The sequence below is a fragment of the Phyllobacterium sp. CL33Tsu genome (assembly GCF_900113985.1).
GTDB lineage: Bacteria > Pseudomonadota > Alphaproteobacteria > Rhizobiales > Rhizobiaceae > Phyllobacterium > Phyllobacterium pellucidum.
The window spans coordinates 125563-140712 of record NZ_FORJ01000009.1 but is presented as its reverse complement, the minus strand read 5'-3'; the positions used below and the strand labels follow the sequence as shown (position 1 = coordinate 140712).

The following is a 15150-nucleotide window of genomic DNA, read 5'->3' as shown; positions in this document are numbered from 1 at the left end:
TGCCATAGATGGCAGCAAATCTCAGCTTTCCGTTGGGGAGGTCGTCAATTCTCTCTCCGCCGGACTCGCTGCCTCGGTTTTTCCCAAGCTTTCCTCCGGGGCCCCCATAAGCCCGGCCGATAGCACCGCTTGAGCGTAGATGATGGATTCGAGCGGCGGGCGCGCTTCAACGTAATCTTTGACGAGTTTGAGCGCCTTGACCGGCTCCAGCCCGCCACCGATGAGACCCCAGCGGATCACTTCGCGAATGTCGTTCATCTCCCATGTCTGCGAATAAAGACGCTGGAGCACGACATAGGGCCCGGCGTTGCAGGCCTCTTGCACCTTCACCAATTCGCCCCAAGCGAGGCGAAAGGTGTAGGTATCATCGCCGAAATCGAGTTCGATCGATGCGTCACGGCTCATGGAGCGGTTGCCCGAACCATTTCGCCATCGGACTGCAGGGACACATTGATCGTCGCCCGCTGGCCGTTGTTCGCCCCGACTTCGACGCTCTCAATATGCATCTTGCCGGTCCAGATGATCGTTTTTGCGGGAAACTCCCACTCGACCTTTACCGGAACGGATTCGATGCTGTCGAAGGCTTCAAGCCAGGTGTCAACGCTTTCTGAAGCCAGCACGCCCTCGCCAGTGACGCTCATTGAAAGGCTCGTTGCATCGCGGCCCAGCCAGTCAACCTTGTCAGGATCGGTGCAGTCTGGGATCTGCACCTCTTCGAGGTTCTTGGTCAGCGTGATCGAGCGCTGCGTCAGGCCGCAAGGTGCGGAGTAGACAATCGGGGTCGCGTCATCACCGAGCAGGACTCGGATTTTGCCGCCTTTAATCGTCGTAGCTTGTGCCATTGGTGTCTCCTATCGATGGCAATCAGGGTTGTTCCGCAAAAGCCTGAAAGCTGATGGCGGCATGGCTCGTTAACCCGTCAGGGTCTCGGAAAACGCGGGTGATGTTGTGCCTGAAGTAGACGAGCGCATTGTCTGCGATCGTCAAATCCGTACCGATCAGGGCAGCGCGAACGGCATCGCTGATGCGCTTCACCTCGGGAAAACCCGAGGAGCGCGACCAGCAGTCGATTTGCATGGTGATCTCAAAGCCGGTGACACAATCAACGTCGTCGCTGATTTCATCCGCCGGGCCGAAACTCACATAAGGAAATGTTGGCGTGGCCGGAACAGCATCATAGATGCGTTGCCCGATCAGCGCCGATACGGTCGCGTCAGCTTTCAGGCGCGCAACAATGGCGCCCTGTAGCTCAAGGATTGGCGATGTCATGATGCGGCGACTTTCCTGGCAGCCTTGGTCGTGGCGCGCGAGATACGTGATTTCGTGCGCTTTCGCAGCGCCCTATAGGAAACGAAGAAATAAGGATGCGCCTGCATTTTCTGCGTCCCGAACTCAAGCCATCGCGCATAGTAGGCCTCGTCGCTGCCGGCAAAAACGACGAGTGAAAGATCGCCGGCGTTCGCCTTTGCCAGAACCATGGAGCCTTTCGGCGCCGCGCCCCACGACCAGCCGATCGAGCGAGCCAAAGCTCCGCTGTCCTTCGGGGCAAGCGATCGCGCCAGCAATACGATCTCGTCGGCACCCTTTGCCAAGGCAGCGCGAATTTCTTCCTTTGCGAATTTCGGCATCAGCTTGAGCTTGCGCACAAGTTTGTCCTGCCCGATTGCCTTGACCATCAGAGCGCTACGCCACTCTCGCAGAGAAGATCGATGAACTGCCGGTCCAATTCCGGTGTCACGTCTCGAACCGCGAAGTAGGTCAGCGAGCGCTTGTCCTGCGCGAACCAATCTGACGTGATTTTCCTCGTCTGTGAGGTAGAGCGAACGCGAATGACCTGCGTGTGCTTTCCCTCCAGGCGGCTCGCCAGCACGCTCTCGCCGCCGCGAAGGTGAATGTAGGCGGCGCGGGTCGAAAACTCCTCGACGAATGCGCCCCGAGTGTTGCCATATCCGTCCTCGACCTCTTCCCGCTTGCCGAAGGCAACGGAATAGAACAGATCACCGGCATTAGGCTTTTTCGCCATCGATCGGCTCCTTGCGAGGCTTCTCGACTGTCACGGCAGCGCCGGCGGCAATTGCGAGATCGGCGCATTCCTGCCTGACGGTCATTTCCATGCCGGCGAGATAGCCGATGGTCGTTCCCTGAACCGGGCGATAATCAAAATTCTTCGTGAATTTCACGCGGGCCATGGGTGTCTCCTATGGATGCATCCGGCGATAGAAGAAGGTAACCCGTCCGAAATCATGCGAGCGCCGGATCACGCAGATGATAGATCAGCGCCGTCACCGGATGCGGTAGCGTGCCAAGATCGAATGCTTTATCGGGGTTGCTGTCGGTGTTCTGGTATAAATGCCCTACGAGCAGAATGGTGGCCACAACCACGGCATTCGGGACAGGGTCGGGAATATCTGACTTGATGTAGCCGGCAATGCGTTCGGAGGCTGCCTTGATGAGCAAGGCGAGCAGTGCGTCATCGTCGGTATTGTCCGCGTCGATACGAAGTCCCTGCTTGACCTGTTCCAGCGTCGCAAGATCGGCCATTACCATTTGCTCCCGTCCGGCCCAAGTTGAGTGAGGTCCCGGCCGTCCCGGCCATCCTTACCCTTTGGACCATCGCCGCCCTTTTCGCCCTGCTTGCCGTCTCGGCCGCGTTTGGCTGCCAAAGTCCATGCCTTATTGACCTCCGGCTTATCTACCGTCTCTTCATCGCAATGCCAGAGTGAGCCTCCCCATGTCACGGTGTCGCCGCGAACATAGGTTTGCCCGTCCTTGAAAACGCCGCGATAGATCATCATCGGAACAGCGAACTTGAATTCCTTGACGAGGTCGCCCCGCATGAACTTGAAAGAAAAGCCACGCTCTCCGTCGTGAACGACTTCCAGATCGTCAAAGCCAAGGCCGTCGGAGCCATCTTTACCGTTGGTACCGTCCTTACCGTCCAAACCCTTTTCACCTGATTGACCGTCTTTCCCGACAACCGGACCAAGGTCGCGCGTGGTTCCATCGGTCAGGGTAACGACTAGGGAGCCGCAACGGTCTATGAGAGCGCCGGCAAGACCGACGCCATCTTTTCCATTGCGGCCGTCGGCACCTCGCTCGCCGTCATTACCGTTAAGTCCCGGGGCACCATCCTTACCATCGACGCCATCGCGGCCGGGCTGTCCGTCTTTGCCGGGCTCTCCTGGCGCACCGTCGACGCCGTCTTTGCCATTTATGCCCGGAGGGCCCTCTTTTCCATCGACCCCATCACGGCCGGGGTCGCCGTCCCTACCCGGTTCGCCCTGCGCGCCAGCGACACCGTCCTTGCCGTCTTTACCTGGGGCGCCATCTTTGCCATCGTTGCCGTCGCGGCCATCTATGCCCGGTTCGCCCGGCGCACCGTTGACCCCGTCTTTGCCATTCAGGCCCGGCGCACCGTCTTTGCCATCGACACCGTCACGACCATCTTTGCCGGGTTCGCCATCTGCGCCACGTTGGCCGTCAACGCCACGCTCGCCCTTCAGCGGTTCACGCTTCTCCAATGCTTCAATTCGTGCTGAGAAGGTGACTACGGCCTTTTCGACATAGCCTTTGACGGTCGCAACAACCTCTTGGCCAAATGCTTTGCCATCAAACATTAGGCGAACCCCTTTATAATTTCTGCCATCGCCTTGGCGGCCTCGGCTTCGTTGTCGTTTTCTGGCGCTGGCGCTCCTGCCGGAGGGGGCTTGGCGAACGGGTCGCCTTCATCGCGCTTGTTCAGCGCTTCGAGGCTATAGTTTTGCTGCTGCATGTAGATCGTATCGCCACCTTTGACCTGAGGCTGATTCATCCTCTTGAGCGCAGCATTTGGCGTCATGATGGATCCGCCAACCGCCTCGGCCAGCGACTTAATCTGAGTTGCCGTATCCATCCGAAGCAGGTCATCCAGGTCGAACTCGGTACCGAGGGTTTTGCCTTCCTTGGTACGATCGAGCCCGAGCCCTTCATCGAGGCAAAGCTCAATGCTTTCGATGTGGATTTGAAGGCACTGGGCATAGTACTGCGCATCGAGCGCTTCCACATTGTTGTTGAGAGGGGCTGCGCCGACGCCAACCTTGTAGGCGGGCACACCGAACACCGAACAGACTGTCTCGGCCGACCACTTGAGCTGTTCGATCAACTGAGAATCGGTGGCTTTCATGGTCATGGCTTCGTATTTGAGGCCATCGCCTAGAACCGCAACCTTGCCGACATTCTTACCGCTGTAGTTTTGGTCCCAGTGGTCTTTCAAACGCTTTGCAGTCTCGTCGCTGATCTCACCGGGAGCGACAAGAATACCGCCCGGATTGGATCCGTTGCCGAAGAACTGGGCGCTGTTGCTCTGAATGCGGATGCCCTGAACAGCAGCAAGCCCGCAGGCATAGATGGGCGACGTACCGACGAGGGGATGATAAATCGTGTTCCAGCGATCGTGAATGATGTCGGACGCGGGAACCGTCACGTTGTTGGCGTGCTGCGCAGACAGATCGTCGCGCATCAGTTCGTAATAAACCGCGCCATCTTCGGCAACCAGAGGCTTCACGCGGCAGGGATCGAGCACATAAAGGGCAACAACAATCCCGCGCAGGTCGCGTTCCTTGAGCACATATGTGTTGCCATGGATCAGCTTGGATTCCATCCACGATGTGTAGAACTGGATCCTGTTCTGAAAGCGGTTCGGCTTGCGCAGCACCGGTGAGAATGCTGGATTGTCGACCTCGTCCCAGATGCAGTTCGCGTCCTTTTGAACAAGGCGCATGCGCATTTTGGCAATGTCGGATGATATAAGCGAGATACAGCGAAACACCGTCGAATAGGTGAGGACGGTGTCGAGCTTAACCTCGACGTTCTGCTGCCAGGCGCCGCTGAATGACTCTCGTACAATTCCCCACCACCCGCCTCGATTGTCGACAGGAGATAGCGATCCCGATGCTTTCTGGCGGGTTATGGTGAGGCCAAGAATTCGCATGGCTCAAGCCTTTGCCTGGGCTTTGGCGATCTTCTCGCGCAGTTTTTCGGCATTCCAGCCATTGAATGCAGCTTTGCCCGCAATAGCTTTGTACTCGGCGCGCAATACAGCGAGATCGCCAACCGGTTCAGGCATAGGAATGGTGGGAACGGATGTGCCGGCCTCATCATCGACAAGCTTGGCCTTCTTGATCGCAATCAAGAGCCTGGCATCGCGTGGACCAGCTTCGAACTGCTCACCGGCCTGCAGGCGGCGAGTGGCGTAGGTCATGGACTTGGTGGCAATAAGCTTCATCTGAGGCCTCCATTCGAACAATGCGAAGAAAGGCCGAGCGAACCCGGCCTTTCGGTCTTCAATGGCTGGATCAGCCGCCGTAGTTGGCGCCTGTGATGTACTGAACGACATCGGCGCGGCGCTTGGCCCAGTTAATGAAGCGCTCGGCGCGAATGCCGACCATGTTGTGCTGCCACAGCGAAACCATAACGGTCGAGGCAGTCGGCGGGCTGGTGGGTGCACTATCCATCTCGAGCGAGGCTTCGCGGGAAACGTCCAGCATTACCTGACCGTCGTCAGCGAGAAGGATCTCGCTTGCCTTGGCAAGGATGATGCGCGAGCCAGCAGGAATTGCAGGCGGGCCCGCAACTTCAGCCTGAGCGGGGATGTTCTCAGAAAGAACAACAGGAAGCCCGAAGAACGTGCCTCCGCTCGTACCGTTGATAGCAAGACCCGGGAATTCCGGCTGACCGAGGGGATTTTGCATGAGCGCCAGACCAAGAGCCTGCGTTTCCGTCATGACAAAGACCGCACCGGCCATGGACATGTTGGCTGCCAGGAACTTGGCAAACAACGCCTTGACGTCCGCACGAACCGCATCAGCATCGGTACCGCTGGCAACGACCGGAGTTACGCCATTGGTGATCGATGCCGGCGACACGCCAACCGATACCGCCTTTGCCGGATCAACGAAGTCCCTGTCCATTGTCTGGACGATCGTGTTGATCAGGTCCTGGCGTACCAGCGCCTCAGCCGAAGGATTGGAGAAGCGGACAAGTTCATCGGTCAAAACGACGATACCCGCCAGCTTGGCGAAACCAAGGGTAATCTGGTCGAAGGCAAGTTCCCCGACCGGCTTCGGCTTGCTTTCACCCACCCACTGTGCCGCAGCGCCGGCAGTCTGACGGGGTATCTTGATGTTGAACGGAACACGACGAAGCCCCGGAATCCGGCCGATGATGGTCTGCGGACGCAGCAAGTCAACGAACTCGGAAGCCATGTTCTGGTATTCGACGAGCGGCTTGGCCCAATCAGCATCCGTCGTGGTGCCAGCGGCAACAGCAGCCTTCAGAACGGTTTCGACCTCCGGCGTATCGCCCCAAGCCTTGGCAACCTCGGCCGCCTGCATCAGGTTACCCTTACCGCGAGCCAAAGCGATGGCATATCGGGTGAATGCGGTGCCCTTTGGCAGGGCGGACTTGGCAACAGTCGGTACGGCACCGCCGCGAGCATCGGAACCAGACTGCTGGTCTTTGACTTCAACCGGCTTGGCCTTTGCCGCATTAGACTTTTCAAGGGCCGAAAGACGAACGAGGTGAGCGTCAATCGACTTCACTTCTGCTTCAAGGCCATCGTATTCCTCGGTCTGCTCTGCATCGAGGGTCACACCCTCTTCTGCAGCGACATTCATCAGTTCTTCCATGCGCGCCGACTTGGCTACGCGGGTCGCTTCAAACGAAGCGATCTGTTCGGCAATGGTTTTCATTGCTTTCCCTTTCTTCGGGTCTGGTGTGATGGTTTTGACTACTTTTCCCGAAGCGCCGGGCTTTACAGGCCGATCACTGTCCCTGGGCTCATTGCCGGTCGCGGCAAGCACGGGGGCGTCAATCGACTTGATCAGTGAAATGGTGGCGTCGGCGTTTGCCGGGATCGTCACCAAGGAGAGTTCGTAAACCTCCGATTTGACAAAGCGGATACCGCCATCGTCGAGGAATGCGTATTCGATGGCGCGGAAGCCGATTGACACAGCGGCGACCAGGCCAGCTTTGACGGACTGCCAAGCCTCGTCGACACGGTCTTTCAGCGCGCCCGGCTCATCAATGGTCGGAAGCTCCGCCTCGAATGTGATGCCATCCTTGGTTGGCTTGTCGAATTTGACCAAGCCGACTGGCTTGTCAGACTTGTGTTGCCAAAGAAGAGGCATGGGGTTCTTGAAGGCAACGCCAAGGGGTTCAACGATGTCGCCGACCCGGTCAGGGCTGGGTGTGGTGGCAGTGCCGCGTATGACACGACGTTCTTCCTCGACCGCTTTCACGGTCAAGATTGAATAGGCACGGTTCATTTTGGGGTCTCCTTAGCCGACCATCAGCATTTGGTACTTCGGCTCTCGCTTCACTTCCGGATTGCGGCTCATCACCGTCACGGCGTCGAACAACGCCATCACCGGGTCGATCTTCGCATCACCGGCGTTCTGTTTCGTCGCGCGGATCGCGGTTGCGGTCGGCTCGATCTTGAGATTGCCAACGCACCAATTCATCAGCGCTGAGCCGGAATGGCGCAGCGTGCCGTTCGTAAGCTTGCGCTCGGTGGTCTTGATGGCGTTCATCATGGCGTAACCTTGCGGTGCGCCAATGATGTTCTTAGCCTCGTCGTTGACGCCGATATCGTCCAGAGCGTCAACCAGTTCGCCGAGCCCGGCCGGATCGACCGCCACCGCGGCAAGGAGGTTCCGGTCCTTGATGTCCCGAATGATATCGACGATCTCTGACAGGTCGTCGAGCTTGTCGTCGACGATCGTCAACTCTCCGGCGCTCTCAAAGTCCCGTAGCTTTGAAGCAATAGACTTGCGCCGATCGAGCACGCCGACATGGCACCAGGCATGAGACCAGCAGAGCCAATCTTTCGTCACGCGATGACGCCCGACAAGTGTCAGGCCGAACAAGTCGTCGAGACCCCCGCCGTCGACGCCGGGAACGATGACCTCGCACATCTCAAGAATGTGCTCGAGCGTGATGGTTTTGTCCGCCCGAGCCTCCCAGAAGTCGGCGCCCGGCCAACGATTGGCCCGCAAGTTCATGCCGATTTCGACGTTCAGGTGCTTGGCGAGGAACGTTCGCTTTGTGTCGCCGTCGCCGTTAAGTTCCTTTACCATCTCCTCCTCGAGCCATTCCCGGCTTACGGAGCGCTCGATATTCGGGTTCGTGATGTAGAAATTATCAGGGTCGAGGTAAGTCTCCGCCTCGACCATCCCCTTCGGAAACTCATAGAGCACGCCGAGGCTCTTGCGATCTGGGATTTTCCCGTCCCGAACGTCGCGGAAATAATCGAGTTTGGCCTTGAACACGCCAGCCGGCGGCGCGTCCGATTGCGTCGACAGGTAGATTACAAACCCCTCGGGTTTCGAGATCAGGCCGCCGGTCGCTTCTCGGAGCATCGCGTCGGCGTTCGGCTTCTTGCCGAACAGCCAAAGCTCGTCGACGAGGACGAATGCTGCCTTCTTGCCGCCGACCGTATCGGTGTCGGCCGCGACTACCTTCAAAGTCGCCTTGGTCAACCGGTGGGTGATCTGGCGAAAGTTGTCCTGAATGTGCAGGAGGTCCGTCAATTCAGGATCCGCCCGCACCATGTCGGCGGCCGGCTTATAACTGTTGTTCGCGACTTCAAGCGTCGGCGCGAGGATGAGCAATTCGCAGGAATGCCGCCAATTGCGTATCAGCGCCGTGACCATGATTCCGGCGGCGATCGTTGACTTGCTGTTCTTCTTGCTGATGAGCAGGAAGAATTCGCGAATATGCCGCTTGGCCGCTTCGTGGTCATAGGCTCCGAAAATAGCCCGAACGAAGTCGAACGCCCATTCCTCGCAAGCCTCGCCAAACGTCGGCTGTCCAGGCGCATCAACAATCTTGAGCGACTTGAACACCGCGAGCGCTGCTTCCGCCTCGTCGGGAAACAGCGGCTCGAACGGTATCAGGGACTGCCGGGCAACAATGCGCTCCTCCCAATCGAGACAGCCAGTACTCCACTCCATCACTTGTTATGGACAACCAGTTTCGGTGCCGTAGGAGGAGCAAACTTGCCGCCGACGCCCTTCGCGGCCAACTGCTGCTCTTCTTTCTTGCCGAGTTTCGACCGCTTTGGCTCTTCACCTCCCTTGACCGCCTCGATAGCGCCGGCAGTCCTGCCCATCTCCTCGAGCTTTTTTTGTGCCGCGACGTTGCCCTCGCGTGCAGACTTAAACAGAAGTCCGATTACTTCTTTTCGGCGCTGCGCATGGCCGTCAGCCAACTCATCTGCGAAATGCTTTCGAAGGGTGTCAGGATCGATCCCCAGGGCGCGAGCAATCACGTTGTCGCTTTCGCCCACGAACTTCAACTCCTCGACCGTTTGCCGATCCGCGAGAGAAGGCCGATACGACGGGCGCCCTCTCTTGTCAGATGCTTTGCTTTTTTCGGTCATTTCGGTCCTTTGCAGGAAATTTCGATGTGGCGGAAAAAATTGTGCGAATGCGAGGCACGCGGGTCTAGGCCGGAAAGGGCCCGCAGACTTTTACCTACCCCCCGTCTCCCGTAAGAACGGGTGGCTGAACGCCTCATCAAATGAATCGATCAAGCATCGCAATTCATCGCGGTTTAAGGAAGGTTTGGCAGCATCGGAGGATGCCAAACAACATCTATCAGTTTAGACGTATCAAGTGGGGCGATCCTAAGCCAAAGTTGAGGGTTTTGCTCGAGGACTTTCAACGACGGTTATGGCTCGACCGCCTTTCAGTTAGGTCTTTCTGTTTGCTCGTTTCAGCCTTGGCTCTGGCGAGCTTTGTCTTGGCTGTTATCTTGTTCAGGAATTAGCGCTTCGCTCGTGCTCGCTGACAACTGTGAGGTTAGCGGTGACGTCTGTCACGCTTCTGTTTCTCGCTGTCGTGGCACGTCTTGCACACGCACTGAATGTTGGTGTCCTTCCAGAACAGGTACTCACTGCCTCGATGGGGTATTCTGTGGTCGGCTACCAACTTAGAGGTGTTGGGTTCCAGCTTCCCGCACATCTGGCAGGTGAAAAGGTCTCGTACGAGGACTGACATTCGCAGCTTTTGCCAACGTGCTGTCTTGTACCACTTACGCCAATGCTGGGTGTCATCCCTATACTGAGAGCGCTCTGCTTCGTTGCCTGGTGCATATCGCTTCAACCTTGGGGCCAACGTCCCAACCGAGGGTTTCAGGGTCTTGATGGCCATCCATTATCTCAACGTGCGACTGAACCACTAGATTCGACTTGCGCCGGTATTCACTTTGGTTCCGGAAACCGGAGAAAGTCCTCATAATTGAGAAGGCTAGCATCGGCTTGTGTGCTTGGAACAGTGTTCTCTACCCCGCGTTGTTCGCTCAGTGCAAAGGAGAACCCAGATGAACAAGCTTGTAATGACTGCAGCTCTATTAATGATGTCAACGTCGGCGTTTGCCCAGACGACGGCTGAAAAGACCGGCGTCAACTCTCTGATCGGGGTGGCCCCCACAACGGAAGATTTCGTCACGGAAGCTGCCACCAGCGACATGTTTGAAATCGAGTCGAGTAAGCTCGCCGCGGAACGGGCTGACGATCCCACCAAGGTTTTCGCCAAGCAGATGATTGCGGACCATCAGAAGACGTCGGCGGAGCTGAAGCAATTGGTTGACAGCGGGAAGGTCAAGGCCCCAATCCCGACGGCCATGACATCAGCGCAGAAAAGCACGCTTGATAAGCTCAACGGTCTGCAAGGTGAGGATTTCACCAAGCAGTATCACTCCGATCAGGTTTCGGCACACAAGGACGCAGTTGACTTATTCAAGCGCTACGGCGAAGGCGGCGATAATCCCGACCTTAAAACGTGGGCCGCTACGACAGAGCCGGCCTTGGAACATCATCTGATGATGGCCCAGGATCTCGAAAAGTAAGCAACAACTGGAACCCAAGAGAGCGCCGTTCACCATGAGCGGCGCAATCGGGTTAGTGGCGTAGCCGCTCTTAAAAGGCGGCCGGAACCTAAATCCCCTGCGGCTGTTGAGTAACAATCAGCAACGGCAGGGAGAAACCCAAATGTCAGACGACAAATCCAAGCAGGACAATCGAGACCGCGCCAAAGTATCGGCAAGCGAGGACTACGAAGTCGACTACCTGATGACGAAACATGACATCAGCAGAGACCGAGCGCTTGAGCTCATCAAGAAGCACGGCGGCAGTCGCAAGAAGATCGAGAGCGAACTTGGAGGCCGCTGACCCATGGCCGCCTATGATCTGTTGTGGACGACGCTTCCAGTCTTGATCGCCGCCCTTCTCTCCTCCATTCCCGAGATCGGCCCACCCAAAAGTGGTCATCGTCATCTTGCTACTGAAGGACGGTAGAATGGAATATCTTTGGTTTGCCCTAGTGTTTGGCGGTCCTATCGTCCTCGGCGCAATCCTTGCCTTCGGCATGATGCAACGTAGGCGTTTAACCCAACGAGAAAAGCGGGCCTCGGAAGAGGCTACCAAGCGCCTTTACACTTCAGAAGACGAATAATGGTTGCGGACGCAGGATTCGAACCTGCGACCTCTTGGTTATGAGCCAAGCGAGCTACCAGACTGCTCCACTCCGACAAAGGTTTGCAGAATAGAAATCCATTTGCCGCGAGCTATCTGCTCAGGCTGGGTTTGACCGGCGAGTATTCCCTGTCCAAAGGTCCGCACTGAACATCAAATCATCCACCTGCGCGTATATACTGATTTGGTTCCTATCAAAAGGATATTTTCACGAAACTGGGGATAATTGCCTAGGCTCGAATTCGACCGGCGTTAAGCGCCCGAACAAATCGATCAAAGCAATAATGCGGCCAGCCTTCGTGACCTCATCTACAATCCCGCCGAAGGTTGCGAACGGGCTTACGAGATCGGTGACGAATACACTTGCGCCGGCGGGATACCGCATCAGGGTGGTTTCCTTTTCTGTCTTTGCTTCCTCCTTGCGGTGAATGCGCGCCGCCTTGGTGTCGTCGAATTTCAAATCGACTTCGGCAAGGAAGATTTTCTCGACATCTTTTGACGGGATCAAGATCGGTCGACCGTCGACGCCGAGGATGCACTCCACGCCGTCGCTCTCTCGCACAGCATAGAAATTGACGTTGCGCGGCGCGAATCCCACGAACAGATATCGTGGCATCAGGGGCTGTTCCTTTACCACATAAGTTTTGGTCCGGCGGTGCTGAACCTCCACACGGCGCCGGGGAAAGTACGTATCGAACCCGGCCTTGCGGATATTTACGCACGCCTTTTCCTCGCCCTTCACGGTCGTGCGAACGACATACCAATGTTTGTCCGTATCAATTGCCGCCTTCATTACCTGTCCTTGAAATCGGGGCGTCGCCTCCCCTTAAAAATTAAGCTTCGGGCTGTTCTCGGTTGCCGCGCCAGACGCCCATCTTCTTCAATGCGTGAAGAACTGTCGTATGATCACGTCCGCCGAAGAGCTTGCCGATCTGGGTCAACGAGAAATGCGGACACAAAACGTGGATATCGGCCATGGCAGCCTGCCGCACGGCTACCACCGCTCGCGCTCGAGCATCGCTCATCACCTCCGAGTAAGAGAATGGCGACCGACGCACGTGATGTTGAATGATTTCGGCTGCGCGATATCGCACCTCCATTGCACCAACAATCGCCGCGGCCGATTTGTATTTGTCGACCAGGTGGCTTAAGCGAAGCTGCCCGATGTTCTCCAGAAATTGCGCGCGAAACAGTTCCTCTTGCTGCGCGATCTCCCACTCCTGGGCAAGCCTCAGCGTGGTCGCGCGTCGGCTTTGTTGCTTGGCCAATTGAGCCGCGTCTCGGGCGGCGCGCCGATGCTCTGCCGTTTCCTGCTTGCGGCGTTTCTCCCAAACCTGCTTAACAAATTTCGGGTTCATGCCTCGATAGCGACGATCGGGAATTTGTTCTGCTGTTTCATCCACCATTTCACGCACTCCTACTGGATAATTAGCTGGCCTGGCTTGACGCCGGCGCGAGCCATGATTTCCCGCATCTGCTTGCGGTACCGAACCTCATCGCAAAGCTGCGCCGTGGAGGGGCAATAGGCCTTGTTGACCTCCTTGACCTCGCCTTGACGGAATCTCTCGACCGCTGCCAGCACGTCGACACATTCGAAGTCCTCGACCGCATCGAGGTAGGCGCGGAGTTGCAAGTCAGGATCGGACATGGGCGATTGCGGGAAACTCCCGAACAGTTTGGTCAATGACTTTGTCGCCTCGATCTTCTCCGAATTGTTCATTTTCCTTGAGCTCCTGGATCAGTGAACGTGCTGCGTCTGTTGATTTCCGAACATGGACAAATCCATTCGGTTTTCGCGCGCTTGCGCGCTCAGAAAAACTGGTAGGTTTTTCTATATGGCTTCTGGCTTCTGGAATGGCATTGCCATCGCATTGCGAACGCATTGCATCTGCATCGGATGGCCTTTGTTTTTGTTTACTTTTCTTCCATCGGGCATTTGCGGCCTGAAATCCTACCTCTGATTTTTCCGAAAGGTAGACTTGCTCTTTTTCGACACGTTCGTTCCACAGACCATTCACGACGCGGACGATCTTTCCTTCGGAAACGAGGGTCTCAAGAGCGGATTTGAAAGCTGAATTTGACGCTCCGCAGAGCCTTGCCAATCGGGCGTGATCCTCGGGGATTGGCTCACCTCGCTCGTACATGGACATGATCAAAGTGATATAAACGCCTGTCTCGACAGCGCTCATCCCGCGCGTTCCAGCGAGCCAATCCGAGGGAAAGAACCGTATCCAAGGATTCTTACTCATGCCGCTACCTCGAATAGATTGCCTTGACCGATGGTTAGGCGACCTCTGGCATTCACGTCATACTCTTCGAAGGGAACGAACCGATAGGCTTTGCGGATTACCCATCGTTGGAACTCGCCAAGCGTGCGTCCTGCGATCGCAGCGTTCATGCCGCCCAGTGGCAAGGTCTTTGCACGGCTGCCGAAGATCATTGGATATGGGCGGATACCGAGCGACACCATCTTGTTGAAGCGATAGAACAATCTCTCCCACGTTTCGCTTTCGTCGAATCCGACCAGCATGTAGACCAAGAGGTGTGATGGAGGCACACCGGCACCATCGAGACGCTCGACGCCGCGCATGAATATCTTCTCATCCTTCAGGTTGTCCCAGGCCGTGTAGAGGCGACGGGCCCTAAAGCTGTCATCGTAGTAGGGAACCTGTGCGATCGCTCTAGCGGCTGCCTCTGTGATCAGACGGATGTTTATCCCTTGGTTCAGACAGACCTTGAAACCGCCGTCCAATATCTCATTGAGCCGGGCCCGCCATTGATCCTCGGGTTGACCGAAGAAGTCGTTGTCAAGCAGATGCAAGTGCTTCGGATATGTGCCGCCGCGCCAGATTTCATAGATCGTGTTGACCGATCGCGGCTTGCCCTCTTTTTTCGGTACGACGCAGAACCCGCATTTCAGCCGGCAGCCGCGCTGTGTGAAGCCTATAGAGGCGTCAAACGCCGCATAGATCGAATAGTCGTAATGCTCGTATTCTTCCTGCCCGATCATCTGTTCGACGGTTGACAGGTTGGAAAGGTTCCAGGTTCCGCCCACGATCGCATTCGGAAACTGTTCCTTGAAGACGGCAACACGATCTGCGCTGTAGGAGAATATCGCTGAGCCATAAACTGTCTTGTACTCAGGCTCGTATAGGCCGCGCTCGACATGCTTGGTGAAAACCACGTCATCGCCCAGAGACTTATGCCAATGAGCAAGTTTCATCAGTGCAAGGTTCGGTAGTTTTCCGTCGATCTGGGTGAGCCGAACCGCCGCGCTCCTCATGACTTCACCAGAACGATGTCGTACCCAAAGACGGCCCGAAACAGCTTTGCCTTCAGACGGAACGCGGGAGTGGAAACCCCTTTCACATCCTCGCAAACACGTTTCTTGGAATGGTTGTGCCAATAGCGGAAGTCGCCGATATAGGTGCAGACCTCTATGCCATTCACGGTCAGCTTGAATCGCGGCTGCAATTCGAGCTCGGTGATCTCGCCAGCCGCCTGCAACAGCTTCAGTTCGCAATAGCGCTTACCCTCCGCCTTGCTTTCAAAGCGGATGCCATCAATCCAAACGGGTTCGTTGCCATATTTGGTTGGCTTTGCCTGCGACATCGCGCGGAATTCGGCAGCGGTCATTC

General features: G+C 56.7%; 22 protein-coding genes and 1 tRNA gene. 2 read left to right on the top strand and 21 right to left on the bottom strand.

What is annotated here, in order from left to right:
• Positions 1–21: 21 nt before the first annotated feature.
• The 14 genes from BM074_RS22330 to BM074_RS23385 form a co-directional block, all read right to left on the bottom strand.
• On the bottom strand, positions 22–405 hold the full coding sequence (locus BM074_RS22330; RefSeq protein ID WP_091925646.1) for a gene transfer agent family protein: 384 nt from the start codon (positions 403–405) through the stop codon (positions 22–24).
• Positions 402–842 carry a phage tail tube protein gene (locus tag BM074_RS22325; protein WP_091925644.1) on the bottom strand — a complete coding sequence of 147 codons (441 nt, stop codon included), beginning with the start codon at positions 840–842 and terminating at the stop codon, positions 402–404. The genes BM074_RS22330 and BM074_RS22325 overlap by 4 nt, the downstream gene beginning before the upstream one ends.
• A 22-nt stretch (positions 843–864) precedes the next feature.
• Positions 865–1269, bottom strand: a complete 405-nt coding sequence (locus BM074_RS22320; RefSeq protein WP_091925642.1) for a DUF3168 domain-containing protein — start codon at positions 1267–1269, stop codon at positions 865–867.
• Positions 1266–1676 (bottom strand): HK97-gp10 family putative phage morphogenesis protein, encoded by a 411-nt coding sequence (locus BM074_RS22315; protein ID WP_175499104.1) that lies wholly within the window; start codon positions 1674–1676, stop codon positions 1266–1268. The genes BM074_RS22320 and BM074_RS22315 overlap by 4 nt, the downstream gene beginning before the upstream one ends.
• A complete protein-coding gene (locus BM074_RS22310; RefSeq protein WP_091925795.1) occupies positions 1676–2023 on the bottom strand; it encodes a phage head closure protein in 348 nt (115 codons plus the stop codon). The genes BM074_RS22315 and BM074_RS22310 overlap by 1 nt, the downstream gene beginning before the upstream one ends.
• Positions 2007–2189 carry a hypothetical protein gene (locus BM074_RS22305; RefSeq protein WP_091925639.1) on the bottom strand — a complete coding sequence of 61 codons (183 nt, stop codon included), beginning with the start codon at positions 2187–2189 and terminating at the stop codon, positions 2007–2009. Before BM074_RS22305 ends, BM074_RS22310 begins: the two co-directional genes overlap by 17 nt.
• A 52-nt stretch (positions 2190–2241) precedes the next feature.
• The gene (locus BM074_RS22300) at positions 2242–2541 is read right to left on the bottom strand and encodes a head-tail connector protein (protein ID WP_091925636.1); all 300 of its coding nucleotides are present in this window, start codon (positions 2539–2541) and stop codon (positions 2242–2244) included.
• Complete coding sequence (locus BM074_RS22295) at positions 2541–3617, bottom strand: collagen-like domain-containing protein (protein WP_091925633.1); 1077 nt, start codon at positions 3615–3617, stop codon at positions 2541–2543. The genes BM074_RS22300 and BM074_RS22295 overlap by 1 nt, the downstream gene beginning before the upstream one ends.
• Positions 3617–4969, bottom strand: coding sequence for a phage portal protein (locus tag BM074_RS22290; RefSeq protein ID WP_091925630.1), 1353 nt, complete (start codon positions 4967–4969; stop codon positions 3617–3619). Before BM074_RS22290 ends, BM074_RS22295 begins: the two co-directional genes overlap by 1 nt.
• Positions 4970–4972: 3 nt before the next feature.
• Positions 4973–5263 (bottom strand): hypothetical protein, encoded by a 291-nt coding sequence (locus tag BM074_RS22285; protein ID WP_091925628.1) that lies wholly within the window; start codon positions 5261–5263, stop codon positions 4973–4975.
• A gap of 70 nt (positions 5264–5333) precedes the next feature.
• Positions 5334–7304: a phage major capsid protein gene (locus BM074_RS22280; protein WP_091925625.1), complete on the bottom strand. Its 1971-nt coding sequence runs from the start codon at positions 7302–7304 to the stop codon at positions 5334–5336.
• A 12-nt stretch (positions 7305–7316) separates the two neighbouring features.
• On the bottom strand, positions 7317–8990 hold the full coding sequence (locus BM074_RS22275) for a terminase large subunit (protein WP_091925622.1): 1674 nt from the start codon (positions 8988–8990) through the stop codon (positions 7317–7319).
• Positions 8990–9418 (bottom strand): hypothetical protein, encoded by a 429-nt coding sequence (locus BM074_RS22270; RefSeq protein WP_091925619.1) that lies wholly within the window; start codon positions 9416–9418, stop codon positions 8990–8992. The genes BM074_RS22275 and BM074_RS22270 overlap by 1 nt, the downstream gene beginning before the upstream one ends.
• A gap of 421 nt (positions 9419–9839) precedes the next feature.
• Entirely contained in the window at positions 9840–10001 is a 162-nt protein-coding gene (locus BM074_RS23385; RefSeq protein ID WP_244533083.1) for an HNH endonuclease, read from the bottom strand.
• A gap of 358 nt (positions 10002–10359) precedes the next feature.
• On the opposite strand from BM074_RS23385, the gene BM074_RS22255 reads away from it, so the two are divergent.
• Positions 10360–10887, top strand: a complete 528-nt coding sequence (locus BM074_RS22255) for a DUF4142 domain-containing protein (RefSeq protein WP_091925611.1) — start codon at positions 10360–10362, stop codon at positions 10885–10887.
• A gap of 142 nt (positions 10888–11029) precedes the next feature.
• A complete protein-coding gene (locus tag BM074_RS22250; protein WP_091925609.1) occupies positions 11030–11209 on the top strand; it encodes a DUF3606 domain-containing protein in 180 nt (59 codons plus the stop codon).
• Positions 11210–11492: 283 nt separating this feature from the next.
• Here BM074_RS22250 and BM074_RS22240 read toward each other — a convergent pair.
• The 7 genes from BM074_RS22240 to BM074_RS22210 all read right to left on the bottom strand — a co-directional run bounded on the left by BM074_RS22240 (position 11493) and on the right by BM074_RS22210 (position 15148).
• Positions 11493–11570: transfer RNA gene (locus tag BM074_RS22240), tRNA-Met, on the bottom strand.
• Positions 11571–11720: 150 nt separating this feature from the next.
• Positions 11721–12305, bottom strand: a complete 585-nt coding sequence (locus BM074_RS22235; RefSeq protein WP_091925605.1) for a transcription termination/antitermination protein NusG — start codon at positions 12303–12305, stop codon at positions 11721–11723.
• Between the two features lie 40 nt (positions 12306–12345).
• Entirely contained in the window at positions 12346–12918 is a 573-nt protein-coding gene (locus BM074_RS22230; protein WP_091925602.1) for a helix-turn-helix domain-containing protein, read from the bottom strand.
• An 11-nt stretch (positions 12919–12929) separates the two neighbouring features.
• Positions 12930–13160 carry a hypothetical protein gene (locus BM074_RS22225; protein WP_091925599.1) on the bottom strand — a complete coding sequence of 77 codons (231 nt, stop codon included), beginning with the start codon at positions 13158–13160 and terminating at the stop codon, positions 12930–12932.
• The gene (locus BM074_RS22220) at positions 13147–13761 is read right to left on the bottom strand and encodes a YdaU family protein (protein ID WP_091925595.1); all 615 of its coding nucleotides are present in this window, start codon (positions 13759–13761) and stop codon (positions 13147–13149) included. Before BM074_RS22220 ends, BM074_RS22225 begins: the two co-directional genes overlap by 14 nt.
• Entirely contained in the window at positions 13758–14795 is a 1038-nt protein-coding gene (locus BM074_RS22215; protein WP_091925592.1) for a radical SAM protein, read from the bottom strand. The genes BM074_RS22220 and BM074_RS22215 overlap by 4 nt, the downstream gene beginning before the upstream one ends.
• Positions 14792–15148, bottom strand: coding sequence for a DUF1064 domain-containing protein (locus BM074_RS22210; RefSeq protein ID WP_091925589.1), 357 nt, complete (start codon positions 15146–15148; stop codon positions 14792–14794). The genes BM074_RS22215 and BM074_RS22210 overlap by 4 nt, the downstream gene beginning before the upstream one ends.
• Between the last annotated feature and the right edge of the window lie 2 nt (positions 15149–15150).